Source organism: Variovorax sp. GW821-FHT09B01 (assembly GCF_059418345.1).
On sequence record NZ_JBWKPQ010000024.1, the window covers coordinates 97,397 to 119,746 of the forward strand.

Genomic DNA, 22,350 nt, shown 5'->3' on the forward strand with positions numbered 1-22,350 from the left:
GTCGTGCAGATCCTCCAGCTCCTGCTGTCGGGCATCGCGCAAGGCTGCATCTACGGCCTGATCGCGCTCGGCTTCGTGCTGATCTACAAGGCCACCGAGACGGTGAGCTTCGCGCAGGGCGACCTGATGATGCTCGGCGCCTTCGCCGCGTTCGCGGGCATGTCGCTGTTCGGCATGCCGTTCTGGCTCGCGGCCGTGCTCGCCATCGTCGCGATGGCGGCCTTCGGCGTGCTGCTCGAGCTGGTGGTGATCCGCCCGATCCTCGGCCAGCCGCAGTTCTCGATCGTGATGCTCACCATCGGCATCGCCTACGTGGCGCGCGGCCTGGTCACCATGGTGCCGGGCATCGGCACCGAGACCCATGCGCTGGCCGTGCCCTACAAGGACCGGATCTGGAAGCTCGGCGAGCTGGTGGTGAACCTCGAGCAGCTCGTGATCATCGTCGCCACCGCGATCCTCTGCGGCCTGCTGTTCGCGATGTTCCGCTACAGCAAGCTCGGCATCGCGATGCAGGCCTCGTCGCAGAACCAGCTCGCGGCCTACTACATGGGCATTCCGGTCAAGCGGCTCAACGGGCTGGTGTGGGGGCTGGCGGCCGCGGTCGCGGCGATCGCGGGCATGCTGCTCGCGCCGATCACCTTCGTGCACGCCAACATGGGCTTCATCGGGCTCAAGGCCTTTCCGGCGGCGGTGGTCGGCGGCTTCGGCAGCCTGCCGGGCGCGATCGTCGGCGGGCTGGTGATCGGCATCGTCGAGTCGTTCGCGGGCTTCTACCTGCCCGACGGCTTCAAGGACACGGCGCCGTACATCGTGGTGCTGCTGATGCTGATGATCAAGCCCAACGGACTGTTCGGCGAGAAGCTGCGCAAGAAAGTCTGAACATGCGCTACGTCTTCAAGACCTCCTACGACCAGGACATCCGACTCGCCAAGCATGGCGGCCAGGTCTTCTGGTATGGCCTCTTGTGCGTCTTCCTGCTGGCCGCGCCCTGGGTCATCGACGAGTACTGGCTCGCGCAGCTGACCTTCGTGCTGATCTACGGCATCGTCGGCCTGGGCCTGATGCTGCTCGCGGGCTTCACGGGCCAGTTCTCGATCGGCCACGCGGCCTTTCTCGGCACCGGTGCCTACACGCAGGGCGTGCTGACCAACCTCGGCGTGCCGTTCCCGCTCGCGCTGGTCGCGGCCGCGGCGCTGTCGGCTGGCGTGGGCGTGGTAGTGGCGCTGCCGGCGCTGCGCGTGAAGGGCATCTACCTGGGCATCGCGACGCTCTCGTTCGGCTTCATCGTCGAGGAGGTGTTCGCGCGCTGGGAGAGCGTGACCGGCGGCAACGCGGGACTGCACGTGAAGTCGCCGCAGCTCTTCGGCTGGTCGCTCGGCTCGGGCGACGGCTTCTACTTCCTGTGCCTGGTGGTGGCGGTGCTCAGCACGCTGGGCATTCTGAACCTGCTGCGCTCGCCGACCGGCCGCGCCTTCGTGGCGATCCGCGATTCGGAGATCTCGGCGCAGAGCATGGGCATCCATCTCGCGCGCTACAAGACGATGTCGTTCGCGATCTCGGCCGCGCTCGCGGGGCTCGGCGGCGCGCTCTATGCGCACAAGCTGAGCTTCATCTCGCCCGACCAGTTCAACATCCTGCAGTCGATCGACCTGCTGCTGATGGTGGTGATCGGCGGGCTGGGCTCGGTGCACGGCGCCTTCCTCGGCGCGATCTTCCTGATCGCGATGCCGCAGCTGATCTCGATGGGCAAGGACTGGCTGCCCGCGGTGATCGGCCAGGCGCCGGGCCTGCAGGGCTTCGTCTACGGGGTGGTGCTGATCGTGTTCGTGCTGTTCGAGCCGCTGGGCCTGTACGGGCGCTGGCTCAAGGTGCGCACCTATCTGCAGCTGTTTCCGTTCTACCGCAAGGGCCTGTTCAAGCGGCAGAAGTCCTTCACCAAGTCGGATCGCCTGAGATGAACGGCGGCGACATCCTTCTCTCGGCCCGGGACCTGAGCGTGCGCTTCGGCGGCGTGCTCGCGGTCAACAAGGTCAGCTTCGACGTGCGGCGCGGCGAGGTGTTCACGCTGATCGGTCCCAACGGCGCGGGCAAGACCACGGTGTTCAACCTGATCAGCCGCATCTACACGCCGACCTCGGGCACGATCACCTGGCATGGCGAGGCCGGCGGCGCGGTGGCGCTGACCAGCCAGGCGCCGCACGCGATCGCGGCGCTCGGCATCGCGCGCACCTTCCAGAACATCGAGCTGTTCGAGCATGCGACGGTGCTGCACAACCTGCTGATCGGCCGCCACACGCACCGGCGCAGCGGCTTCTGGCGCGAGCTGTTCTTCACGCCGGCCACGCGGCGCGCCGAGATCGAGGCGCGCGAGAAGGTCGAGCAGGTGATCGAGCTGCTTGACCTGCAGCACCACCGCGACGCGATGGTGGCGGGCCTGCCCTACGGCGTGCGCAAGGTGGTGGAGCTGGCGCGCGCGCTGTGCACCGAGCCCAAGCTGCTGCTGCTCGACGAGCCCTCGTCGGGCCTCAACGTGGAGGAGACGGCCGACATGGCGTTCTGGATCCAGGACATTCAGCACGAGCTCGGCGTGTCGGTGCTGATGGTGGAGCACGACATGTCGCTGGTGTCGAAGGTGTCGGACCGCGTGCTCGCGATGAACCAGGGCGAGGTGCTGGCCACGGGTTCGCCGCGCGAGGTGCAGGCCGATGCGCGCGTGGTGGAGGCCTACCTCGGCACGGTCGACGACGTGAGCAGCCTGCGGAGGGTTCGAACATGAGCGATGTGGTTCTTCAGCTGCTCAACGTCGAGAGCGCCTACGGCCCGATCAAGGCCATCCGCGGCGTGAGCCTCCAGGTGCGCCAGGGCGAGATCGCGACCGTGCTGGGCTCCAACGGCGCGGGCAAGACCACCATCCTCAAGACCATCTCGGGGATCATCGATCCGCGCAAGGGCAGCATCGAGTTCCAGGGCCGCGACATCACGGCCAAGGACCCGGCCCACATCGTGCAGCAAGGCCTGAGCCACGTGCCCGAGGGCCGCGAGGTGTTCCCGCTGCTGTCGGTGCGCGACAACCTGCTGATGGGGGCCTACACGCGCCAGGACCGCGACGGCGTGGCGCGCGACATCGAGACCGTGTTCGGCTACTTCCCGATCCTGCGCGAGCGTGCCACGCAGGACGCCGGCCTGCTCTCGGGCGGCCAGCAGCAGATGCTCGCGATCTCGCGCGCCATCATGGCCGCGCCGCAGCTGATCCTGCTCGACGAGCCCAGCCTCGGCCTGAGCCCCAAGCTCACCAAGGAGATCTTCGAGATCGTGGTGCGCATCAACCGCGAGCGCGGCACCACCATCCTGCTGGTGGAGCAGAACGCCAACATGGCGCTCAACGCGGCCGACCACGGCTACGTGCTCGAGAACGGCCGCATCGTGATGGAGGACAGCTGCGAGCGGCTGCGCGAGAAGGAGGACATCAAGGAGTTCTACCTCGGCGTGAAGGACGAGGGCGTGCGCGGCGAGCGGCGCTGGAAGAAAAAGAAGACCTGGAGGTAGCACCGATGAGCAGCACCTTCACACTGCGCGCGCCGGCCGGCCTCTGGGACCTCGCGCACCTGCAGCCCCGCACCGAGGTGGTGGTGCCGGGCGACACCATCCCGGCCGTGTTCTGGAAAGCGGTCGAGTTGCGCCGCGACAAGGTCTGGATGCGGCAGAAGGAATTCGGCATCTGGCGCAGCTGGACCTGGGGCCAGACCGCCGAGGCGGTGCGTGAGATCGCGGGCGGCCTGATGGCGCTGGGCTTCGCGGCCGGCGAATGCGCCTCGGTGCTGTCGAACACCGTCATCGAATGGGTGCTGGCGGACGTGGCGGTGCTCAGCTGCGGTGGTGTCTCCAACGGCATCTACCCGACCGACGCGGCCTCGCAGGTGCAGTACCTGTGCGAGGACTCGCGCACCACGGTGCTGTTCGTCGAGGACGACGAGCAGCTCGACAAGGCGCTCGAGGTGCGCGCCGCGCTGCCGCTGCTGCGCAAGGTGGTGGTGTTCGACATGGAGGGCCTGCGCGAGCTCGACGACCCCGACGTGCTGAGCCTGGATGCACTGCGTGCCCTGGGCCGCGAGCACCTGGCCGCGCATCCGCGGGCGCTCGAGCAGCGCGTGGCCGCCTGCCGCGCCGAGGACCTCGCGATCCTCGTCTACACCTCGGGCACCACCGGAAAGCCCAAGGGCGCGATGCACAGCCACGGCGGGCTGGTCTACACCATGCGCGGCTACAACACGCTGCTGGCGCAGGACGAGAGCGACGAGCGCATGTGCTTCCTGCCGCTGTGCCACATCGCCGAACGCATGGGCGGCGAGTACTTCGCGATGTACACCGGCTCGATCCTCAACTTCGTCGAGAACCCCGAGACCGTGCCCGAGAACGTGCGCGAGATCGCGCCCACGGTGTTCACGGCCGTGCCGCGCGTGTGGGAGAAGTTCTACTCGGGCGTGATGATCGCGCTCAAGGAGGCCAGCCGGCTGCAGCAGACGGCCTACGGCTGGAGCATCGGCGTGGGCCAGCAGATCGCGCAGCGGGTGCTCGAGGGCCGGCCGGTGGGCGCGGGGCTGCGCCTGAAGTTCCGCCTGGCGCGCTGGCTCGCGCTCGACAACGTGCGCAAGCTGATCGGCATCCACCGCGCGCGCTTCCTCGTGACCGGTGCCGCGCCGATCTCGCCCGAGCTGGTGCGCTGGTATCTCGCGCTGGGCGTGCCGATGCTGGAGGTCTGGGGCATGACGGAGTCGTGCGGCGCCTCCACCGGCGTGCCGGTCACGCGCATCATGCCGGGCTCGATCGGCCCGGCGGCCGGCTACAACGAGGTGCGCCTCGATCCGCAGACCGGCGAGATCCTGGTGCGCGGCCCGAACGTCTTCATGGGCTACCTGAACCTGCCCGAGAAGACCGCCGAGACCCTCGACGCCGAGGGCTGGCTGCATACCGGCGACGTCGGCACGGTCGACGCGGAAGGGTATTTCCGCATCACCGACCGCATGAAGGACATCATCATCACGGCAGGTGGCAAGAACATCACGCCGAGCGAACTCGAGAACGAACTCAAGTTCAGCCCCTACGTCACGGACGCGGTGGTGATCGGCGACAAGAGGCCCTACCTGACGGTGATCGTGATGATCGACCAGGAGAACGTCGAGAAATTCGCGCAGGACAACGACGTGCCGTTCAGCAACTACGAAAGCCTCACGCGCACGCAGGAGGTGCTCGACCTGATCCAGGGCGAGATCGACCGCGTCAATGCGAAGTTCGCGCGCGTGGAGCAGATCAAGAAGTTCTTCCTGCTCGAGACGCAACTGAGCGCCGAGGACGAGGAACTGACGCCGACCATGAAGCTCAAGCGCAAGCTGGTGCAGACCAAGTACGCGCCGCGCATCGAGGCCATGTACCGCTGAGCGCATCGAAAAAACATTCCGATCGCCACCCGATTTTTTCGCCAACCCGAGGAGACAAGCGCATGAAGCTCAAGACACCGACGATGCTGGCCGTGCTGGGCCTGGCCGCGACGCTCGCGTCCGCGCAGCAGGGCGTGACCAAGGACGAGATCCGCATCGGCACGATCCAGGATCTCTCGGGGCCGCTCGCCGGCTTCGGCAAGCAGGCGCGCAACGGCATGCAGCTGCGCGTGGACGAGCTCAACGAGCAGGGCGACATCAACGGCCGCAAGCTCAAGCTCTACGTCGAGGACTCGGGCTACGACCCGAAGAAGGCCGTGCTGGCGGCGCAGAAGCTGGTGAACCAGGAGAAGATCTTCATCATGGCCGGCCACATCGGCACGGCGCAGAACATGGCGGCGATGCCGGTGCAGTTCGACAAGAACGTCGTCAACTACATGCCGATCACCGCGGCGCGCGAGATGTACGAGCCGCTCAACCGCCTCAAGTACTCGTTCGCCGCCACCTACTACGACCAGATCCGCCTGGCGCTGCCGAAGATGGTGAAGGACAAGGGCGCGAAGAAGGTCTGCACCATCTACCAGGACGACGAGTTCGGCCTCGAGGTGCAGCGCGGCGCCGAGGCCGGCCTCAAGGCCGTGAACATGGAGCTGGCCGAGAAGACCTCGTTCAAGCGCGGCGCCACCGACTTCAGCTCGCAGGTCGCGAAGATGAAGGCCGCCAACTGCGACCTGGTGGTGCTCGGCACCATCATCCGCGAGACCATCGGCACCGTGGGCGAGGCGCGCAAGACCGGCTTCAACCCGACCTTCCTGGGATCGAGCGCGGCCTACACCGACCTGATCCACAAGCTCGGCGGCAAGGCCATGGACGGCATCTACGCGACCATGACGGTGCAGAACCCCTACACCGACGAGCAGTCGCAGCCGCTGCGCTTCTGGGCCAACAAGTACAAGACCAAGTTCAACGAGGACCCGACCGTGTTCTCGGTCTACGGCTACGTGATCGTCGACTCCTTCATCAAGGCGGCGCAGAAGGCCGGCCCGAACCTCACGACCGACAGCTTCATCAAGGCCATGGACAGCATCACCTTCGAGCCCGACATGTTCGGCAGCCCGAAGAGCACCTACACCGCCACCAAGCGCCTGGGCAACGACCAGTCGCGGCTGTCGCAGATCAAGGACGGCAAGTGGGTGGTGGTGTCGGACTACGTGGCGCCCTGAAGCCGGGCCCCGGTGCCGGGGCGGGCGGCTATATTGCGCGGCATCCCATCCTCGCGAGAACGCCATGCCCCAGTACTGGCTGATGAAATCCGAGCCCGACGAGGTCTCGATCGACGATGCGCTGGCCGCGCCCGACGCCACCGTGGCGTGGACCGGCGTGCGCAACTACCAGGCCCGCAACTTCATGCGCGACGGTATGAAGGTCGGCGACGGCGTGCTGTTCTATCACTCGAGCTGCCCCGAGCCCGGCATCGCCGGCCTCGCGCGCGTGGCGTCGGCGATCAAGCCCGATCCCACGCAGTTCGACCCGAAGTCGCCCTACTACGACGCGGCCTCGAAAAAGGACGATCCGCGCTGGCTGCTGGTGGACGTTCAGGCGCTGCGCAAGACGCGCCTGCTGGCGCTGCCCGAGCTGCGCGCGAAGCCCGAGCTGGCCGAGCTGACGATCCTGCGCAAGGGCAACCGGCTGTCGATCACGCCGGTGGAGCCGGCGCACTGGAAGATCATCGAGAAGATGCTGGGCTGAGCGCCCTCGTCATTTCGCGAGGATCGGGAACAGCTTGCCCAGGCCGTCGGTCATCACCTCGACCGCCAGCGCCGCGAGGATCAGGCCCATGAGCCGGGTCATGATGTTGATGCCGGTCTTGCCGAGCACGCGCGCGATCGGCTGCGCGAGCGAGAAGGCGATGGCCGTGGCCAGCGCGACCACCACGCCGTAGCCCACGAGCACCGCGAGCTCCCACAGGTGCTTGGCCTTGTCGGCGTAGATCACCACGGTGGAGATGGTGGCCGGGCCGGTGAGCAGCGGGATGGTCAGCGGCACCACCGCGATCGAGGCGCCCATCGAGGCCTTGACCTCGGTGGCGCGCAGCTCCTCGACGTTGGTCTTGCTCTCGGCCGGCTGCGCGTTGAGCATCGACAGCGAGCTCATCAGCAGCAGCAGGCCGCCGCCGACCTGGAAGCTCGCGATCGAGATGCCGAAGAAGGACAAGAGCTGCAGCCCGATCAGCGCGCTGACCGCGATCACCACGAAGGCGCTGAAGGCCGACATGCGCACCGTGCGGCGGCGCTGTGCGTCGGAATAACCCTGCGTGTAGTGGATGAAGAAGGGCACGATGGCCAGCGGGTTGACGATCGCCACCAGCGTGACCAGCGGCTTGATCAGGTCCATCGAGGTGCTCATCAGCGTCCTCCCGAGACGTCGAGCAGGGCCATGGTGGTGTAGCTGGCCTCGTCGGACAGCAGCCACACGATCGCGTTCGCCACCTCCTCGGCGCTGCCGGTGCGCTTCATCGGCACCGAGGGCGCGAGCTGCGCGGCGCGCTCGGGCATGCCGCCCGAGGCGTGGATGTCGGTGTCGATCAGGCCCGGGCGCACCGCGTTGACGCGGATGCCCTCGTCGGCCACTTCCTTGGCCAGGCCGAGCGTGAAGGTGTCGATCGCGCCCTTGCTCGCGGCGTAGTCCACGTACTGCTCGGGCGAACCCAGCCGCGAGGCGGCGCTCGAGAGATTGACGATCACGCCGCCCGTGCCGCCGTGGCGCGTGCTCATGCGGCGCACCGCCTCGCGCGCGCAGACGAAGCTGCCGACCACGTTGATGCGGAACATGCGTTCCAGCCGCGCCGCGCTCATCTCGTCGACGCGCGCGCGCACGTCGACCACGCCGGCGCTGTTGACCAGCGCCGTGAGCCGGCCGAGCTTGGCATCGACCTGCTCGAACATGGCCATCACCTGCGCTTCATCGCCGACATCGGCCTGCACCGCGATCGCCTTGCCGCCCGCGGCGCGGATCGCGCGCACGACTTCGTCGGCCGCGAGCGAGTTGCTCGCGTAGTTGACCGCCACGGCATAGCCGCGCCGCGCCGCCAGCAAGGCGGTGGCGGCGCCGATGCCGCGTCCGCCTCCCGTGACCAAGAGCACCTGCTGGTTCAATTCCGATCTCCTGCACAAAAGCTGCGCGTCAGTTAAAACCGTCGGTCCGGATTACATCACCGAGGGTGGCTCGCAAGTTGCGGGCCTTACCCGCAGTACCGGGATGTTCCGGCGGCGCTTCGTGCGCGGAGGTGAATTCATGAGCAAGACCATCGACTACTACTTCCCCCCCCAAAGCCCCTGGACCTACCTGGGCCATGCCCGCTTCGCCGCGATCGCGGCGGCGGCCGGCGCCACGGTGCGCGTGCGTCCGGTGGACATGGGCAGCATCTTTCCGGTCTCGGGCGGGCTGCCGCTGGGCAAGCGCGCGCCGCAGCGGCAGGCCTACCGGCTGGTCGAGCTGGCGCGCTTCTCGAAGCACCTGGGCATTCCGCTGCATCCGAAGCCGAAGTTCTTCCCGGTCTCGGGCGACGACGCGGCACGGCTGATCATCGCGGTCGACCTCAACGACGGCACCGAGGCCGCGATGCGCATGTGCGCGGCGGTGTTCGCCGCGCTGTGGGCGCAGGAGCGCAACATCGGCGACCCCAAGGTGCTCGAGGCGCTGGTGGCCGAATGCGGCCTGCCGGCCAAGCGCGCCGACCAGGCGCAGAGCCAGGCGGTGCAGGAGCAGTACGAGGCCTACACGCAGGAAGCCATCGACATCCAGGTCTTCGGCGCGCCGAGCTACGTGATCGACGGCGAGATCTTCTGGGGCCAGGACCGGCTCGATTTCGTCGAACGCGCGCTGCGGCCCGGGGCGGCGGGCTGAATGCCGCCGACACGCACCGGACACGCATTCCCTCCATCCTTCCCATTGCCATCAAAGGAGCAACACATCATGGGTCAATTCATCGATCTCACCGCCAAGGACGGCTTCAGCTTTCCCGCCTACGTGGCCGAACCCGCCGGCACGCCGCGCGGCGCCGTCGTCGTGGTGCAGGAGATCTTCGGCGTCAACTCGCACATCCGCTCGGTGGCCGACGGCTACGCGGCCGCGGGCTACCTGGCCGTCGCTCCCGCGACCTTCCACCGCGTGAAGCCCGGCGTCGAGCTCGGCTACAGCGAGGACGACATGAAGACGGGCTTCGGCCTGAAGACGGCCGTCGAGGCGCTGCCCGCGCCCGGCGTGCTGCAGGACATCGAGGCCGCCGTGGCCTACGCGGCCAAGGCCGGCAAGGTCGGCATCGTCGGCTACTGCTGGGGCGGCCTGCTGACCTGGCGCGCCGCCGCGCTGGTGCCCGGGCTCTCGGCCGCCGCGCCCTACTACGGTGGCGGCATGACCTCGCCCGAGGAAACCGCGCGCCAGCCCAAGGTGCCGGTGCAGGCCCACTTCGGCAACCAGGACCACTGGATTCCGCTCGACACCATCGAGAGCTTCAAGAAGGCCCATCCCGAGGTCGAGGTGCACGTGTACCCGGTGGGCCACGGCTTCAACTGCGACCAGCGCGGCTCGTACGACGCCGAAGCATCGAAGCTGGCGCGCGAGCGCGTGCTGGCCTTCTTCGCGCAGCACATCGGCTGAGCGCATTCGCTTCGCATGGGAGCCCGGCGCCGCCGGGCTTTTTCATTTCTTGAGGCCGGGCTTGTCGCCCACGCGGGTCTCGAGGAAGTCGAGCAGCGCGCGCAGCGCGGCGCTGTTGTGGCGCCGCTGCAGGTAGACGGCCGACAGCCACATGTCCTTGCGCGCATAGTCCTGCAGCACCGGCACCAGCTCGCCCTGGTCGATGTGCGACTGCACCAGGATCGAGGGCAGGTAGATCACGCCGAAGCCGCGCATCGCGATGCGGATCAGCGGCGCGCCTTCGGTGCAGTCCATGCGGCTCTTGACGTGCACGTCGAGCGGCTCGCCGCCGTCGTCGAAGCGCCAGACCGGCTGGGCGCCGAGCAGCGAGTGGGTGAGCGCCTCGTGGTCCGCCAGGTCGCGCGGATGCTCGGGCTTGCCGTGCTTCTTCCAGTAGACCGGCGAGGCGCAGACCACCATGTTCATGAGCCGCAGCTTGCGCATGATCAGGTTGGCATCCTCCACCGGGCCGCTGCGGATGTCGACGTCGATGCCTTCCTCGGCGAGATCGACCGTGCGGTTGGTCAGCTGCAGGCTGATGCGCACGTCGGGGTAGTAGCGCATGAAATCGGCCAGCAGGTTCGGAAACTCGCCATTGCCCATGCCGTGCGGCGCCGAGATGCGCAGCCGGCCGCCGGGCTGGCTCGCGCGCTCCTGCAGCTCGGCCTGCGTCAGCTCGACCATCTCGAGCACCGGCGTGCTGCGCTCCAGCAGCAGCTGGCCGGCGTCGGTGAGGCTCACCGAGCGCGTGGAGCGGTTGAGCAGGCGCACGCCGAAGCGGGTTTCGAGTTCGGCGACATACTTGCTGACCGTGGCCTTGGACATGTCGAGCCGCTTGGCGGCCTGCGAGAAGCTGCCATGCGACGCGACTTCGCGAAAGGTTCTGATCAGGTCGAGGCTGTCCATGGAGGTCGTGCCGGTAGCGCTGGGCGATGGCGCGATTCTCAGGGGTTTTTCTTAGCGAGGCCGCGCGGCACTTTCGTGACGCAGCGCGACTCGCAAGCAGGCAGAGGATGCATTCGATGACACGCACTTTTCGACTTCATGCGGCCCTCGCGCCGTGGACGCTGGCGCTGGCGGCCCTGTGGCTGCCGGCCGGCGCGGCGCTGGCCCAGGCCTTCGATCCCGTGCGGCCGATGGGGCCCGGCGCCGACCGCGCCGCGCTGGCCGCAGAAGCCGCCGCGGCCGCGCGCGCCGGCAATGTGTATGGCGACGTGGAGGCCGAGCCGCCGCTCGCCGCGCCGCGCACCGGCGGGCGCGACCGCGCGGCGGTGCGCGCCGAGGCGGTGGCGACCTCGCACGACCCGAGCCTGAACCTCGACCGCCGCGCCTTCGTCAACAGCGAGATCCCGCCGCAGATCAAGGCCGTGCCGGGCACGCCGCGCACGGCGCGCTGAGGCCCGGACGGCTGAATGCTTCGGTGTTCGCCGAGGCCGGAATGGCCCGCCGCGCACCCAGGTTAATGACTGAACGGTCGACCTGACATTGTTTCAATAGCGGAAACACCGTGTCTCTGAACCGGGTGTTTTCCCGAGGGGTTTCGCCTTGAAACTCGCCGCACAGGCGAGCCGATCCGTGCACGCCTGGTGGCTAAACCCTCCGACGTACCGTATCAAGGACAACCGAAATGAAGACCTCGCACATCATCGCCGCCGCCGCACTGACCCTGTTTGCCGCCGTTGGCGCCCAAGCCGAAACCTATGAAGGCGTGACCCAGGCCGTCTCGAGCAAGAGCCGCGACGAAGTCAACACCGAAGCCGTGCGCGCTGCCGCCGCACCGAACCAGAACGTGACCCGCGGCTCGCGCGGCCCGGAAACGGTCGCCGTGTCGAAGGACCGCGCCCTGGTCGAAGCCGAAGCGATCCGCACCGCTTCCGCTCCCGACCAGAACGTGACCTCGGGTTCGCGCGTGAACAGCAAGGTCATCTCGACCATGCAACACCCGCTCGACGCACGCGTCCAGGCCCAACAAGGCTCCGGCGCCACCGCCAAGTAAGCTGTCGCACGGCACCGGGCGGCCTTCGGGCCGTTCGCACCCGGACGAGAAAAAGCCACGCGGAGATCGCTCCGCGTGGCTTTTCTTATGCGCGCTCGTTCAGCGCGTGCGCGCGAGGTAGCGCTTGCGCCAGAAGATCAGCACCAGCAGCACCGCGATCGCGAGCATCGAGCCCATGGCGATCCAGAAGCCGTCGGCCTTGTGCACCAGCGGGATGAACTCGAAGTTCATGCCGAAGATGCCGGCGATCAGGTTCAGCGGCAGGAACACGGCGGTGAGCACGGTCAGCACCCGCATGATGTCGTTGGCCCGGTGGCCCTGCACGCTGAAATGCATCTGCACCGCGGTCTCGGCGTTCTGCTCGAGCCGGCGCACGTGGTGCACCACGCGCTCGATGTGCTCGAGCACGTCGCGGCTGCGGATCATCACCAGCTCGCGCTCGCGCCCCTCGGCCGCGTCCTTGGGCGGCGGCAGGGTCTCGAGGTTGTCGAGCCAGTCCTGCATGGCGGCGCGCTGGTCCTCGCAGATCTCGTCGAGGTGGTGCAGCGACTGGCGCGACTCCATCAGCGCGCCCCAGTTGGTGAAGCGGCTGCGCGGGTCGATGAGCTCGGCCTGCCAGTGGTCGAGCTGCTTGGTGAGCTCGCGCCGCAGGTCGAGGTAGCCGTCGACGATCTGGTTGATGACGCGCAGCATCAGGTCGGCCGGGCTGGTGGGCACGCGGTTCGTGACCGCGCGCACGTCGAGCGCCGGCGTGCCGCGGTCGCCGGGCGCGGCGGCGGCCAGCAGGCGCGCGGCGAAGACGTCGCGCACCGCCCCGTCCTCGGGATGCACCGACAGCAGCACGCGGTCGAACACGGCGAAGCCGACCGGGCGGGTGTCGATGCGGCGCAGCACGGGCGGGCCGCCGCGCGGGCGCGGGGCGGGGGCCGCGGGCGTGGCCGCCGGTGGCGTGGCGGGCGCCGGCTGGCCATTGCCGCCACTCGCGAGCCGGCGGAACACCAGCACGTCGTACTGCGAGGTGTAGTCGCTGTGCGAGGGCAGCTGGTCGTTCAGCAGGTCGGCCACGTGCAGGTCGACCAGCTGGGTCTGGCACAGCGTCTGCAGGATCTGCTGCACCTCGGGCAGCGAGGCGCGGAATTCGTCGCGCGTGAGCGAGATCCAGAGGTAGCTGGCGGCGCTGCAGGAGCCGGGCAGGGCCAGCGGCGCCAGCGCGGCATGCTCGCTGACCTGCGAGGTGTTGATTTCGAAGATTCGCATCGCGCGCCCCCGTGCTTGCTCAAGATGGCCCGGACCGAAGGCCGGGCGGACCCATTGTGCTACTTAGTTTGTAGCAGACGGGCCGCGTCGAGCGCGAAGTAGGTGAGGATGCCGTCGGCGCCCGCGCGCTTGAAGGCCAGCAGGCTCTCGAGCACCACGGCGTCGTGGTCGAGCCAGCCGTTCTGGGCCGCGGCCTTGAGCATCGCGTACTCGCCGCTGACCTGGTAGGCGAAGGTCGGCACGCGGAACTCGTCCTTCACGCGGCGCACGATGTCCAGGTAGGGCATGCCGGGCTTCACCATCACCATGTCGGCGCCCTCGGCGATGTCGATCGCCACCTCGCGCAGCGCCTCGTCGCTGTTGCCCGGGTCCATCTGGTAGACCTTCTTGTTGCTCTTGCCGAGGTTGGCGGCCGAGCCGACCGCGTCGCGGAACGGGCCGTAGAAGGCGCTCGCGTACTTGGCGCTGTAGGCCATGATCCGCGTGTGCACGTCGCCGCGCGCCTCGAGCGCCTGGCGGATCGCGCCGATGCGCCCGTCCATCATGTCGCTGGGCGCCACAATGTCGACGCCGGCCTGCGACTGTGTGAGCGCCTGCTTCACCAGCACTTCGACGGTCGGGTCGTTGAGGATGTAGCCGCTGTCGTCGAGCAGGCCGTCCTGGCCGTGGCTGGTGTAGGGGTCGAGCGCGACGTCGGTCATCACGCCCAGTTCGGGAAAGCGCGCCTTGAGCGCCGCCACCACGCGCGGGATCAGGCCGTCCGGGTTGAAGGCCTCGTCGCCGGACGGGGTCTTGAGGCTCGCATCGATCACCGGGAACAGCGCCATCACCGGGATGCCGGCCGCCACGCACTGCTCGGCCACGGGCAGCAGCAGGTCGAGGCTCAGGCGTTCCACGCCAGGCATCGAGGCCACCGCATCGCGCCGGCCGCTGCCTTCCTGCACGAACACCGGGTAGATCAGGTCGTGCGTGGTCAGGGCGTTTTCCCGCACCAGGTTGCGCGTGAAGGCGTCGCGGCGAAGGCGGCGCGGGCGCCCGGCGGGGAAGGCGGCGAAGGATGAAAGGGTGGAGCTCATGCGGAAAATTGTGCCCGAACTAAAGTTCCCGAACTTTTGCCATGAATGGGGGCAGTTGTCCGACAACTACGGAAATTAGTAGTACCAAAGTAATAAATTTTTACCCTAGATTGTTAATTAAAGCGCACCGGTCGCTTGAAACCTTGTTTCGTCTTTGTTAAATTCTGCCCCGGACGGCTTGCCGTCCCCCGCTTTTCCTCCCTGAGCGGGTGCCTTGATGTGTGACAGCAAAAGGGCTTCCCAGCCCGACGTGAAGACGTCGGGCTTTTTTTTGTCCGTCGCTTTCGTGGGGGCCGATGAAACCGGGTGCAGCCAGCGGGGGCCGGCCACTAAACTGACCGCCATGCTCTGGGTCAAGTCCTTCCACATCGTCTTCATCGCCAGCTGGTTCGCCGGCCTGTTCTACCTCCCCCGGATCTTCGTCAACCTCGCGATGGTGCCGCCCGAGTCGCTCGCCGAGCGCGAGCGCCTGCTGCTGATGGCGCGCAAGCTGCTGCGCTTCACCACCTTCCTGGCCGTGCCGGCGCTGGGCTTCGGCCTTTGGCTGTGGCTGGGCTACGGCATCGGGCGCGGCCCGGGCAACGGCTGGATGCACGCCAAGCTGGCGCTGGTGCTGGTGGCGATCGGCTACCACCACGGCTGCGCGGTGCTACTGCGCCGCTTCGCCGCCGGCGAGAACCGGCGCAACCACGGCTGGTACCGCTGGTTCAACGAGTTGCCGGTGCTGCTGCTGCTGGCGATCGTGATCCTGGTCGTGGTCAAGCCCTTCTGACGGCGGTGGCGACGCAGCACAAGTCCGCCGCGCTGCCCCTTGCGCTGGCCTATGCGGCGCTGATCGTCTATGCCAGTCTCTATCCCTTTTCCGACTGGCGCGACCAGGGCATCGCGCCCTGGGCCTACCTGTCGGCGCCCTGGCCCAAGTACTGGACCGGCTTCGACTTCGCGATCAACGTCGCGGGCTACGTGCCCTTCGGGTTCCTCTGCGCGCTGTCGGTGCTGCGCACCCGCAGCACCTCGAGCATCGGCCGCGCCGTGCTGCGCGCCACGCTGGCGGGCGTGGCCGTGTCCTTCGCGATGGAGACGCTGCAGAGCTACCTGCCGGCGCGCATTCCCTCGAACGTCGACCTGGGCCTGAACAGCGCCGGCGCGCTGCTGGGCGCGGTGCTGGCGGTGGCGCTCGAGCGCTTCGGCGCGGTCGCCCACTGGGGGCGGGCCCGGGCGCAATGGTTCGTCGACGAGGCCCGCGGCGCGCTGGTGCTGCTGGCGCTGTGGCCGTTCGCGCTGCTGTTCCCCGCGGCCGTGACCTTCGGGCTGGGCCAGGTGTTCGAGCGGCTCGAGGCGGCGATCTCCGAATGGCTGCTCGACACCCCGTTCATCGACTGGCTGCCGGTGCGCCAGTTCGAGCTCGAGCCGCTGGTGCCGGCGGTCGAGCTGCTGTGCGTGATGCTGGGCGCGCTGGTGCCCTGCCTGCTGGGCTATCTCGTGGCGCGCACCGTGGTGCAGCGCGCGGTGCTGCTGCCGCTGATCCTGCTGACGGGCGTGGCGGCCTCGGCGCTGTCGGCGGCGCTGAGCTACGGCCCCGACCATGCCTGGGCCTGGCTCGAGCTGCCGGCGCAGGTCGGCATGGCGGCGGCGCTGTTCGCCGGGGTGCTGCTGCTGTTCGCGCCGCGCCGTCTGTGCGGCGCGCTGCTGCTGGTGGCATTGGTACTCCAGCTGAGCCTGTTGAACCAGGCGCCCGAGAGCGCCTATTTCGCGCAGACGCTGGCGACCTGGGAGCAGGGGCGTTTCATCCGCTTCCACGGGCTGGCCCAGTGGCTGGGCTGGCTCTGGCCGTTCGGGGTGCTGGCCTACGTGATCTTTCTGCTGTCGCGGCGCAGCCGGCCGCCGGCCGCCTGAAGGGCCGGGTGCATGGGCGGCGGTCCTAGAATCCGCCGATGTCCACCCCCGCCAGCCACGCCGTGCCTTCGGGCTACTACGGCCGCCACATCTTCTTCTGCCTCAACGAACGCAAGAACGGCGAGGATTCCTGTTCCATGCACAACGCCCAGCAGGGCTTCGACCGCTGCAAGGCCAGGGTCAAGGAAGAGGGGCTCTCGGGGCCCGGCAAGGTGCGCGTCAACAAGGCCGGCTGCCTCGACCGCTGCGCCGGCGGACCGGTCGCCGTGGTCTATCCCGAGGCGGTCTGGTACACCTTCGTCGATGCCGACGACATCGACGAGATCGTCGACTCGCACCTGAAGAAGGGCGAGATCGTCGAGCGCCTGCTGCTGCCGCCCGACGTCGGGCGCTGAACTTTCAGTCGGGCCTGCGCTCGTACCGTGCTCGCCGCAGGCACCCCTCCACCGTCGGCCTGCCGGCCCGTTCCAATCCGAGCCTCATGAATTCCCAGACCGAAAAGATCAGCCTCCAGGGCGCCGCCGGCGTCATCGAGGTGCAGCGCGACCAGCCGGCCGAGGCCGCGCGCGGCATCGCCGTCATCGCGCATCCCCATCCGCTGTTCGGCGGCACCATGGACAACAAGGTGGTGCAGACCCTGGCGCGTGCCTTCATCGCCTGCGGCTGGACCGCGGTGCGCTTCAACTTCCGCGGCGTCGGCGCGAGCCAGGGCGTGCACGACGAGGGCCGTGGCGAGCTCGAGGACATGCTCCATGTGGTCGGCCAGCTCGCGCCCGAGGGCCCGCTGGCGATCGCCGGTTTCTCCTTCGGCGCCTTCGTCGCGAGCGGCGCGGTCGAGAAGCTCTGGGCCGCGCGCGACGTTCGCCAGATCGTGCTGGTCGGCACGGCAGCCGCGCGCAACACGGTGGCCGTGCTGCCGCCCGAGGCCCACGAGCGCACGCTGGTGGTCCATGGCGAGGCCGACGACACGGTGGCGCTGTCGGCGGTCATGGACTGGGCGCGGCCGCAGTCACTTCCTGTCACAGTCGTCCCCGGGGGCGGCCATTTCTTTCACGGACAATTGCCGCTGCTCAAGAGCCTGGTCGTGCGCCATCTGCGCGCAGACAACCCGGCCGCCTGAAAGCCTGGCTTGCAGGCACGTCTTCGTTTCTTTCCCATTGCTCCCATGAATCGCTTCTTCCACGGTGCCCGCGCGCTGTTGCTCGCCGCCGCCGCTTCCGTCTGCCTGATCGCCGCCGCCCAGGTGCCGGCGCCGCCCGAGATCGCCGCGCGCAGCTACCTGCTGCTCGACGTGACGGCGAACCAGATCCTGGCGCAGAAGGACATCGACAGCCCGGTCGAGCCGGCGTCGCTGACCAAGCTGATGTCGGCCTACATCGTGTTCGACGCGCTGCGCGCCAAGAAGATCACCCTGACGCAGACCCTGCCGGTCAGCCCGCGCGCCTGGAAGATGCCGGGCTCGCGCATGTTCATCGACCCCAAGATGCAGGTGCCGGTCGAAGACCTGATCAAGGGCCTGATCGTCCAGTCGGGCAACGACGCCACCGTGGCGCTGGCCGAGGGCGTGGGCGGCACGGTCGAACACTTCGTCGAACTGATGAACGCCCAGGCCAAGGTGCTGGGCATGAAGAACACCACCTACAAGAATCCCGAGGGCCTGACCGCGCCCGGCCACACCACCACCGCGCGCGACCTCAGCATCCTGGCGACCCGGCTGGTGCGCGACTTCCCCGAGGAAGCCAAGTACTACGCGATCAAGAAGTACCGCTACCCGGGCACGCCCTCGACCAACGACACCAACCGCAACCTGCTGCTGTTCCGCGACCCGACCGTCGACGGCCTGAAGACCGGCCATACCGAAGCCGCCGGCTACTGCATGATCGCCACCGCCAAGCGCGACTTCCCGAACCTGACCGGCGGCCGCCGCCTGCTGTCGATCGTGCTCGGCACCTCGGGCGAAACCGTGCGCGCCAACGAATCGCAGAAGCTGCTGAACTGGGGCTACACCGCCTACGACGCCGTGCGCCTGTTCGACGGCGGGCAGCCCGCGGCCACGCCGGCGGTCTGGAAGGGCAAGCAGAACGTGCTCAAGCTCGGCCGTCCCGAGCCGATCGTGGTCGCCGTGCCCGCGGGCACCGCCAGCAAGCTCAAGACCCAGATCGCGCGCCCCGACCCGCTGGTGGCGCCGTTCACCAAGTACCAGCCCGTGGGCACGCTCAAGGTCACGCTCGACGACCAGCCGGTGGCCGAGGTGCCGCTGGTGGCGCTGGAGCCGGTCGAACAGGCCGGCATGCTGGGCCGCGCCTGGGATGCGGTGCGGCTCTGGATCAAGTGACAGGGATCGGCCGCGACGCCTGAAGGACTGCGCAATCCGGCGTTTTCAGGCCGGCGGCAGAGGCCGGAAGGCCTCCCAAGCCGCCTGACTTTGCCGTTTCACAAGCCCGCTGCTATACTCGTGGGCTTTTCGGAAAATTCCGAAGGGATTCACGTTTGCGTCATCTCCCGGTTCCTGGGTCACGACCAGGGCGCCGCAAGGCACCACCGGGGTATTTCTCGTTTTGGGACTAATTCATTCATGCCAACCATCAATCAACTGGTGCGTCAGGGCCGGACGGTCGAAAAGATCAAGTCCAAGAGCCCTGCCATGCAGAACTCGCCGCAACGTCGCGGTGTCTGCACCCGGGTCTACACCACGACCCCCAAGAAGCCGAACTCGGCACTTCGTAAAGTTGCCAAGGTCCGCCTGACCAACGGCTTCGAAGTCATTTCCTACATCGGCGGCGAAGGCCACAACCTGCAGGAACACAGCGTGGTGCTGGTTCGCGGCGGTCGTGTCAAGGACTTGCCCGGTGTGCGTTACCACATCGTGCGCGGTTCGCTCGACCTGCAAGGCGTGAAAGACCGCAAGCAGTCGCGTTCCAAGTACGGCGCGAAGCGTCCCAAGAAGGCCTGATCGGGTTCTTCTTTCAGTAGTTGTTTCATCGGTGTTCGAGTGCCTTGGCGGGCATGTCGAGCGTAGTGACCCGAAGTTGGGTCGAGTAAGTGAGGGTCCGAGTCGACTCTCGCGGTGCCGGAAACGGTGCCAACTGAAGCAAAGAGGTTAAGAAAATGCCACGTCGTCGCGAAGTCCCCAAACGTGAAATCCTGCCGGATCCCAAGTACGGCAATGTCGAGCTGTCGAAGTTCATGAACGTGATCATGGAAGGCGGCAAGAAGGCTGTTGCCGAGCGCATCATTTATGGCGCGCTCGACTTCATCGAGAAGAAGAACCCGGACAAGGACCCCCTCGAAGCGTTCACCGTTGCCATCAACAACGTGAAGCCGATGGTCGAAGTGAAGTCGCGCCGCGTCGGCGGTGCGAACTATCAAGTGCCGGTCGAAGTCCGCCCCGTCCGCCGCCTCGCCCTGTCGATGCGCTGGATCAAGGAAGCCGCCCGCAAGCGCGGCGAGAAGTCGATGGCCCTGCGTCTGGCCAACGAACTGATGGAAGCCACGGAAGGCCGTGGCGGCGCGATGAAGAAGCGCGACGAAGTGCACCGCATGGCGGAAGCCAACCGGGCGTTCAGCCACTTCCGCTTCTAAGAATCAAACTTCGCTTGGGCGTTGGGTGTCGAGTGTCGGGCGTTGTGCCCGTGCTCGGGGCCCAGCGCTCAACGCATTTCAACCCGAAAGTAAATCATGTCCCGCAAGACCCCCATCGAGCGCTACCGCAACATCGGCATCTCCGCGCACATCGACGCTGGCAAGACCACGACGACGGAACGTATCCTGTTCTACACCGGTGTGAACCACAAGATCGGTGAAGTGCACGACGGTGCCGCCACGATGGACTGGATGGAGCAAGAGCAAGAGCGCGGCATCACGATCACCTCGGCTGCCACCACCTGCTTCTGGAAGGGCATGGCTGGCAAGTTCGAAGAACACCGCATCAACATCATCGACACCCCCGGCCACGTGGACTTCACCATTGAAGTCGAGCGCTCGATGCGCGTGCTGGACGGCGCCGTGATGGTGTACGACGCCGTCGGCGGCGTGCAGCCCCAGTCGGAAACCGTCTGGCGCCAGGCCAACAAGTACAAGGTTCCGCGTCTCGCGTTCGTCAACAAGATGGACCGCACCGGCGCCGACTTCCTGCGCGTGCGCCAGATGATGGTCGACCGCCTGAAGGCCAATCCCGTCGTGATCCAGATCCCGATCGGTGCCGAAGAGCACTTCCAGGGCATCGTCGACCTCGTGAAGATGAAGGCGATCATCTGGGACGAAGACAAGGGCGTCACCTTCCAGTACGGCGACATCCCGGCCAACCTGGTCGACGTCTGCAACGAATACCGCGAAAAGCTCGTCGAAGCGGCTGCCGAAGCCAGCGAAGAGCTGATGAACAAGTACCTCGAAGGCGGCGAGCTGTCGGAAGAGGAAATCAAGAAGGCCATCCGCCAGCGCACCATCGCCGGCGAAATCCAGCCGATGCTGTGCGGCTCGGCCTTCAAGAACAAGGGCGTGCAGGCCATGCTCGACGCCGTCGTCGAATACATGCCGGCTCCGACCGACATTCCGCCGGTCAACGGCCTCGACGAAGACGAAGCGCCCGTGGTTCGCAAGGCGGACGACAACGAGAAGTTCTCGGCCCTGGCATTCAAGCTGATGACCGACCCGTTCGTGGGCCAGCTGACCTTCGTGCGCGTCTATTCGGGCGTGCTCAGCAAGGGCGACAGCGTCTACAACCCGGTGCGCGGCAAGAAGGAGCGCATCGGCCGTATCGTGCAGATGCACGCGAACAACCGCGAGGAAGTCAGCGAAATCCGCGCCGGCGACATCGCCGCCTGCGTGGGCCTGAAGGAAGTGACCACCGGCGAAACGCTGTGCGATCCCGAAGCGGTCGTGACGCTCGAGCGCATGGTGTTCCCGGAATCGGTGATTTCGCAGGCCGTCGAGCCCAAGACCAAGGCCGACCAGGAAAAGATGGGCATCGCGCTGCAGCGCCTGGCTCAGGAAGACCCCTCGTTCCGCGTTCGCACGGACGAAGAGTCGGGCCAGACCATCATCGCCGGCATGGGCGAGCTCCACCTCGAAATCATCGTGGACCGCATGAAGCGCGAATTCGGCGTGGAAGCCAACGTGGGCAAGCCGCAGGTGGCCTACCGCGAAACGATCCGCAAGACCGTCGAAGAAGCCGAAGGCAAGTTCGTTCGCCAGTCGGGCGGCAAGGGCCAGTACGGCCACGTCGTGCTGAAGATCGAACCCCAGGAAGCCGGCAAGGGCTTCGAGTTCGTCGACGCCATCAAGGGCGGTGTGGTTCCTCGCGAATACATCCCCGCGGTGGAAAAGGGCGTCGTGGAAGCGCTGACGCAAGGCGTGCTGGCGGGCTACCCCGTCGTCGACGTCAAGGTCACGCTGCACTTCGGTTCGTACCACGACGTGGACTCGAACGAAATGGCGTTCAAGATGGCCGCGATCTTCGGTTTCAAGGAAGGTGCCCGCAAGGCCAACCCCGTGATCCTCGAGCCGATGATGGCCGTGGAAGTCGAAACGCCCGAAGACTACGCCGGCAACGTGATGGGCGACCTGTCGTCCCGCCGCGGCATGGTGCAGGGCATGGACGACATGGTCGGTGGCGGCAAGGCCATCAAGGCCGAAGTGCCGCTGTCGGAAATGTTCGGCTACTCGACCACGCTGCGCTCGATGTCGCAAGGCCGTGCCACGTACACGATGGAGTTCAAGCACTACGCCGAAGCTCCGCGTAACGTCGCCGAAGCCATCGTGGCTGCCCGCGCGAAGTAAGCGTTTCAGGAATGCAGGGCCGCGCAGTGCGCGGCCCTTCTTGTCTGCGATCCGGTGCCGTCTTGTTCCCGTGCGAGGCGATTCAGCAATCGGATGCAGACATAAAACCAATACACGGGACTGCTCTTTCAAGGATTGAAAAATGGCAAAAGGTAAATTCACCCGCACGAAGCCGCACGTGAACGTGGGCACGATCGGTCACGTTGACCATGGC

Annotated in this window: 24 protein-coding genes and 1 pseudogene; 20 read left to right on the forward strand and 5 right to left on the reverse strand. The window is 67.2% G+C overall.

Going from position 1 to position 22,350, the window contains the following annotated elements; all coding sequences use genetic code 11:
* Nucleotides 1-3 precede the first annotated feature (3 nt).
* The 7 genes from AC07RV_RS38055 (at nt 4) to AC07RV_RS38085 (ending at nt 7,184) form a co-directional block, all read left to right on the forward strand.
* A complete protein-coding gene (locus AC07RV_RS38055; RefSeq protein WP_203203897.1) occupies nt 4-879 on the forward strand; it encodes a branched-chain amino acid ABC transporter permease in 876 nt (291 codons plus the stop codon).
* Between the two features lie 2 nt (nt 880-881).
* Entirely contained in the window at nt 882-1,958 is a 1,077-nt protein-coding gene (locus tag AC07RV_RS38060) for a branched-chain amino acid ABC transporter permease (RefSeq protein WP_296781545.1), read from the forward strand.
* On the forward strand, nt 1,955-2,776 hold the full coding sequence (locus AC07RV_RS38065; protein WP_296781546.1) for an ABC transporter ATP-binding protein: 822 nt from the start codon (nt 1,955-1,957) through the stop codon (nt 2,774-2,776). Before AC07RV_RS38060 ends, AC07RV_RS38065 begins: the two co-directional genes overlap by 4 nt.
* The gene (locus tag AC07RV_RS38070) at nt 2,773-3,546 is read left to right on the forward strand and encodes an ABC transporter ATP-binding protein (protein ID WP_203203900.1); all 774 of its coding nucleotides are present in this window, start codon (nt 2,773-2,775) and stop codon (nt 3,544-3,546) included. The genes AC07RV_RS38065 and AC07RV_RS38070 overlap by 4 nt, the downstream gene beginning before the upstream one ends.
* Before the next feature lie 5 nt (nt 3,547-3,551).
* Complete coding sequence (locus AC07RV_RS38075) at nt 3,552-5,435, forward strand: AMP-dependent synthetase/ligase (protein ID WP_296781547.1); 1,884 nt, start codon at nt 3,552-3,554, stop codon at nt 5,433-5,435.
* A gap of 62 nt (nt 5,436-5,497) precedes the next feature.
* Nucleotides 5,498-6,658: an ABC transporter substrate-binding protein gene (locus tag AC07RV_RS38080; RefSeq protein WP_296781548.1), complete on the forward strand. Its 1,161-nt coding sequence runs from the start codon at nt 5,498-5,500 to the stop codon at nt 6,656-6,658.
* 64 nt (nt 6,659-6,722) lie between these two features.
* On the forward strand, nt 6,723-7,184 hold the full coding sequence (locus AC07RV_RS38085; RefSeq protein WP_093355302.1) for an EVE domain-containing protein: 462 nt from the start codon (nt 6,723-6,725) through the stop codon (nt 7,182-7,184).
* Between the two features lie 9 nt (nt 7,185-7,193).
* On the opposite strand, the gene AC07RV_RS38090 is transcribed toward AC07RV_RS38085, so the two are convergent.
* Both AC07RV_RS38090 and AC07RV_RS38095 read right to left on the reverse strand, forming a co-directional pair.
* Entirely contained in the window at nt 7,194-7,841 is a 648-nt protein-coding gene (locus AC07RV_RS38090; protein ID WP_093355304.1) for a MarC family protein, read from the reverse strand.
* Nucleotides 7,841-8,590 carry an SDR family oxidoreductase gene (locus AC07RV_RS38095; protein ID WP_296781549.1) on the reverse strand — a complete coding sequence of 250 codons (750 nt, stop codon included), beginning with the start codon at nt 8,588-8,590 and terminating at the stop codon, nt 7,841-7,843. The genes AC07RV_RS38090 and AC07RV_RS38095 overlap by 1 nt, the downstream gene beginning before the upstream one ends.
* A gap of 139 nt (nt 8,591-8,729) precedes the next feature.
* Here AC07RV_RS38095 and AC07RV_RS38100 point away from each other — a divergent pair, with 139 nt between their 5' ends.
* Nucleotides 8,730-9,341 carry a 2-hydroxychromene-2-carboxylate isomerase gene (locus AC07RV_RS38100; RefSeq protein WP_296781550.1) on the forward strand — a complete coding sequence of 204 codons (612 nt, stop codon included), beginning with the start codon at nt 8,730-8,732 and terminating at the stop codon, nt 9,339-9,341.
* A 69-nt stretch (nt 9,342-9,410) separates the two neighbouring features.
* Nucleotides 9,411-10,094: a dienelactone hydrolase family protein gene (locus AC07RV_RS38105; RefSeq protein WP_296781551.1), complete on the forward strand. Its 684-nt coding sequence runs from the start codon at nt 9,411-9,413 to the stop codon at nt 10,092-10,094.
* Between the two features lie 42 nt (nt 10,095-10,136).
* Here the strand turns inward: AC07RV_RS38105 and AC07RV_RS38110 are convergent, their stop codons facing one another.
* Nucleotides 10,137-11,039 (reverse strand): LysR family transcriptional regulator, encoded by a 903-nt coding sequence (locus AC07RV_RS38110; RefSeq protein WP_093355315.1) that lies wholly within the window; start codon nt 11,037-11,039, stop codon nt 10,137-10,139.
* A 116-nt stretch (nt 11,040-11,155) separates the two neighbouring features.
* Here AC07RV_RS38110 and AC07RV_RS38115 point away from each other — a divergent pair, with 116 nt between their 5' ends.
* Both AC07RV_RS38115 and AC07RV_RS38120 read left to right on the forward strand, forming a co-directional pair.
* Nucleotides 11,156-11,530, forward strand: coding sequence for an alpha/beta hydrolase (locus AC07RV_RS38115; RefSeq protein WP_296781552.1), 375 nt, complete (start codon nt 11,156-11,158; stop codon nt 11,528-11,530).
* A 230-nt stretch (nt 11,531-11,760) separates the two neighbouring features.
* On the forward strand, nt 11,761-12,129 hold the full coding sequence (locus AC07RV_RS38120) for a DUF4148 domain-containing protein (protein ID WP_093355317.1): 369 nt from the start codon (nt 11,761-11,763) through the stop codon (nt 12,127-12,129).
* Between the two features lie 99 nt (nt 12,130-12,228).
* On the opposite strand, the gene AC07RV_RS38125 is transcribed toward AC07RV_RS38120, so the two are convergent.
* Nucleotides 12,229-13,386, reverse strand: coding sequence for a magnesium transporter CorA family protein (locus AC07RV_RS38125; protein ID WP_093355320.1), 1,158 nt, complete (start codon nt 13,384-13,386; stop codon nt 12,229-12,231).
* Between the two features lie 59 nt (nt 13,387-13,445).
* On the reverse strand, nt 13,446-14,462 hold the full coding sequence (gene hemB / locus AC07RV_RS38130; protein WP_296781553.1) for a porphobilinogen synthase: 1,017 nt from the start codon (nt 14,460-14,462) through the stop codon (nt 13,446-13,448).
* Nucleotides 14,463-14,805: 343 nt separating this feature from the next.
* Between hemB and AC07RV_RS38135 the strand changes: the two genes are divergently transcribed.
* From AC07RV_RS38135 to AC07RV_RS38175, 9 genes and pseudogenes are all read left to right on the forward strand, one after another.
* The gene (locus AC07RV_RS38135) at nt 14,806-15,234 is read left to right on the forward strand and encodes a CopD family protein (protein ID WP_093355324.1); all 429 of its coding nucleotides are present in this window, start codon (nt 14,806-14,808) and stop codon (nt 15,232-15,234) included.
* 5 nt (nt 15,235-15,239) lie between these two features.
* On the forward strand, nt 15,240-16,358 hold the full coding sequence (locus AC07RV_RS38140; protein ID WP_296781554.1) for a VanZ family protein: 1,119 nt from the start codon (nt 15,240-15,242) through the stop codon (nt 16,356-16,358).
* Nucleotides 16,359-16,396: 38 nt separating this feature from the next.
* Nucleotides 16,397-16,753: a (2Fe-2S) ferredoxin domain-containing protein gene (locus AC07RV_RS38145; protein ID WP_296781555.1), complete on the forward strand. Its 357-nt coding sequence runs from the start codon at nt 16,397-16,399 to the stop codon at nt 16,751-16,753.
* An 86-nt stretch (nt 16,754-16,839) separates the two neighbouring features.
* Nucleotides 16,840-17,478 carry an alpha/beta hydrolase gene (locus tag AC07RV_RS38150; protein ID WP_093355331.1) on the forward strand — a complete coding sequence of 213 codons (639 nt, stop codon included), beginning with the start codon at nt 16,840-16,842 and terminating at the stop codon, nt 17,476-17,478.
* Nucleotides 17,479-17,523: 45 nt separating this feature from the next.
* Nucleotides 17,524-18,693, forward strand: a complete 1,170-nt coding sequence (locus AC07RV_RS38155; RefSeq protein ID WP_296781556.1) for a D-alanyl-D-alanine carboxypeptidase family protein — start codon at nt 17,524-17,526, stop codon at nt 18,691-18,693.
* 240 nt (nt 18,694-18,933) lie between these two features.
* On the forward strand, nt 18,934-19,311 hold the full coding sequence (rpsL, locus tag AC07RV_RS38160) for a 30S ribosomal protein S12 (RefSeq protein WP_057597516.1): 378 nt from the start codon (nt 18,934-18,936) through the stop codon (nt 19,309-19,311).
* A gap of 155 nt (nt 19,312-19,466) precedes the next feature.
* Complete coding sequence (rpsG, locus tag AC07RV_RS38165; RefSeq protein WP_007829591.1) at nt 19,467-19,940, forward strand: 30S ribosomal protein S7; 474 nt, start codon at nt 19,467-19,469, stop codon at nt 19,938-19,940.
* 96 nt (nt 19,941-20,036) lie between these two features.
* Entirely contained in the window at nt 20,037-22,136 is a 2,100-nt protein-coding gene (gene fusA / locus AC07RV_RS38170; protein WP_093355336.1) for an elongation factor G, read from the forward strand.
* Between the two features lie 142 nt (nt 22,137-22,278).
* A pseudogene (locus AC07RV_RS38175) lies at nt 22,279-22,350 on the forward strand (GTP-binding protein); the annotation flags it as partial.

Excerpts from the sequence above, each read along its gene's own strand:
- AC07RV_RS38060 (WP_296781545.1), top strand. The coding sequence starts at position 882 with ATGCGCTACGTCTTCAAGACCTCCTACGACCAGGACATCCGACTCGCC.
- AC07RV_RS38065 (WP_296781546.1), top strand. The coding sequence starts at position 1,955 with ATGAACGGCGGCGACATCCTTCTCTCGGCCCGGGACCTGAGCGTGCGC.
- AC07RV_RS38070 (WP_203203900.1), top strand. The coding sequence starts at position 2,773 with ATGAGCGATGTGGTTCTTCAGCTGCTCAACGTCGAGAGCGCCTACGGC.
- AC07RV_RS38075 (WP_296781547.1), top strand. The coding sequence starts at position 3,552 with ATGAGCAGCACCTTCACACTGCGCGCGCCGGCCGGCCTCTGGGACCTC.
- AC07RV_RS38080 (WP_296781548.1), top strand. The coding sequence starts at position 5,498 with ATGAAGCTCAAGACACCGACGATGCTGGCCGTGCTGGGCCTGGCCGCG.
- AC07RV_RS38085 (WP_093355302.1), top strand. The coding sequence starts at position 6,723 with ATGCCCCAGTACTGGCTGATGAAATCCGAGCCCGACGAGGTCTCGATC.
- AC07RV_RS38090 (WP_093355304.1), bottom strand. The coding sequence starts at position 7,841 with ATGAGCACCTCGATGGACCTGATCAAGCCGCTGGTCACGCTGGTGGCG.
- AC07RV_RS38100 (WP_296781550.1), top strand. The coding sequence starts at position 8,730 with ATGAGCAAGACCATCGACTACTACTTCCCCCCCCAAAGCCCCTGGACC.
- AC07RV_RS38105 (WP_296781551.1), top strand. The coding sequence starts at position 9,411 with ATGGGTCAATTCATCGATCTCACCGCCAAGGACGGCTTCAGCTTTCCC.
- AC07RV_RS38110 (WP_093355315.1), bottom strand. The coding sequence starts at position 11,039 with ATGGACAGCCTCGACCTGATCAGAACCTTTCGCGAAGTCGCGTCGCAT.
- AC07RV_RS38115 (WP_296781552.1), top strand. The coding sequence starts at position 11,156 with ATGACACGCACTTTTCGACTTCATGCGGCCCTCGCGCCGTGGACGCTG.
- AC07RV_RS38120 (WP_093355317.1), top strand. The coding sequence starts at position 11,761 with ATGAAGACCTCGCACATCATCGCCGCCGCCGCACTGACCCTGTTTGCC.
- AC07RV_RS38125 (WP_093355320.1), bottom strand. The coding sequence starts at position 13,386 with ATGCGAATCTTCGAAATCAACACCTCGCAGGTCAGCGAGCATGCCGCG.
- hemB (WP_296781553.1), bottom strand. The coding sequence starts at position 14,462 with ATGAGCTCCACCCTTTCATCCTTCGCCGCCTTCCCCGCCGGGCGCCCG.
- AC07RV_RS38135 (WP_093355324.1), top strand. The coding sequence starts at position 14,806 with ATGCTCTGGGTCAAGTCCTTCCACATCGTCTTCATCGCCAGCTGGTTC.
- AC07RV_RS38145 (WP_296781555.1), top strand. The coding sequence starts at position 16,397 with ATGTCCACCCCCGCCAGCCACGCCGTGCCTTCGGGCTACTACGGCCGC.
- AC07RV_RS38150 (WP_093355331.1), top strand. The coding sequence starts at position 16,840 with ATGAATTCCCAGACCGAAAAGATCAGCCTCCAGGGCGCCGCCGGCGTC.
- AC07RV_RS38155 (WP_296781556.1), top strand. The coding sequence starts at position 17,524 with ATGAATCGCTTCTTCCACGGTGCCCGCGCGCTGTTGCTCGCCGCCGCC.
- rpsL (WP_057597516.1), top strand. The coding sequence starts at position 18,934 with ATGCCAACCATCAATCAACTGGTGCGTCAGGGCCGGACGGTCGAAAAG.
- rpsG (WP_007829591.1), top strand. The coding sequence starts at position 19,467 with ATGCCACGTCGTCGCGAAGTCCCCAAACGTGAAATCCTGCCGGATCCC.
- fusA (WP_093355336.1), top strand. The coding sequence starts at position 20,037 with ATGTCCCGCAAGACCCCCATCGAGCGCTACCGCAACATCGGCATCTCC.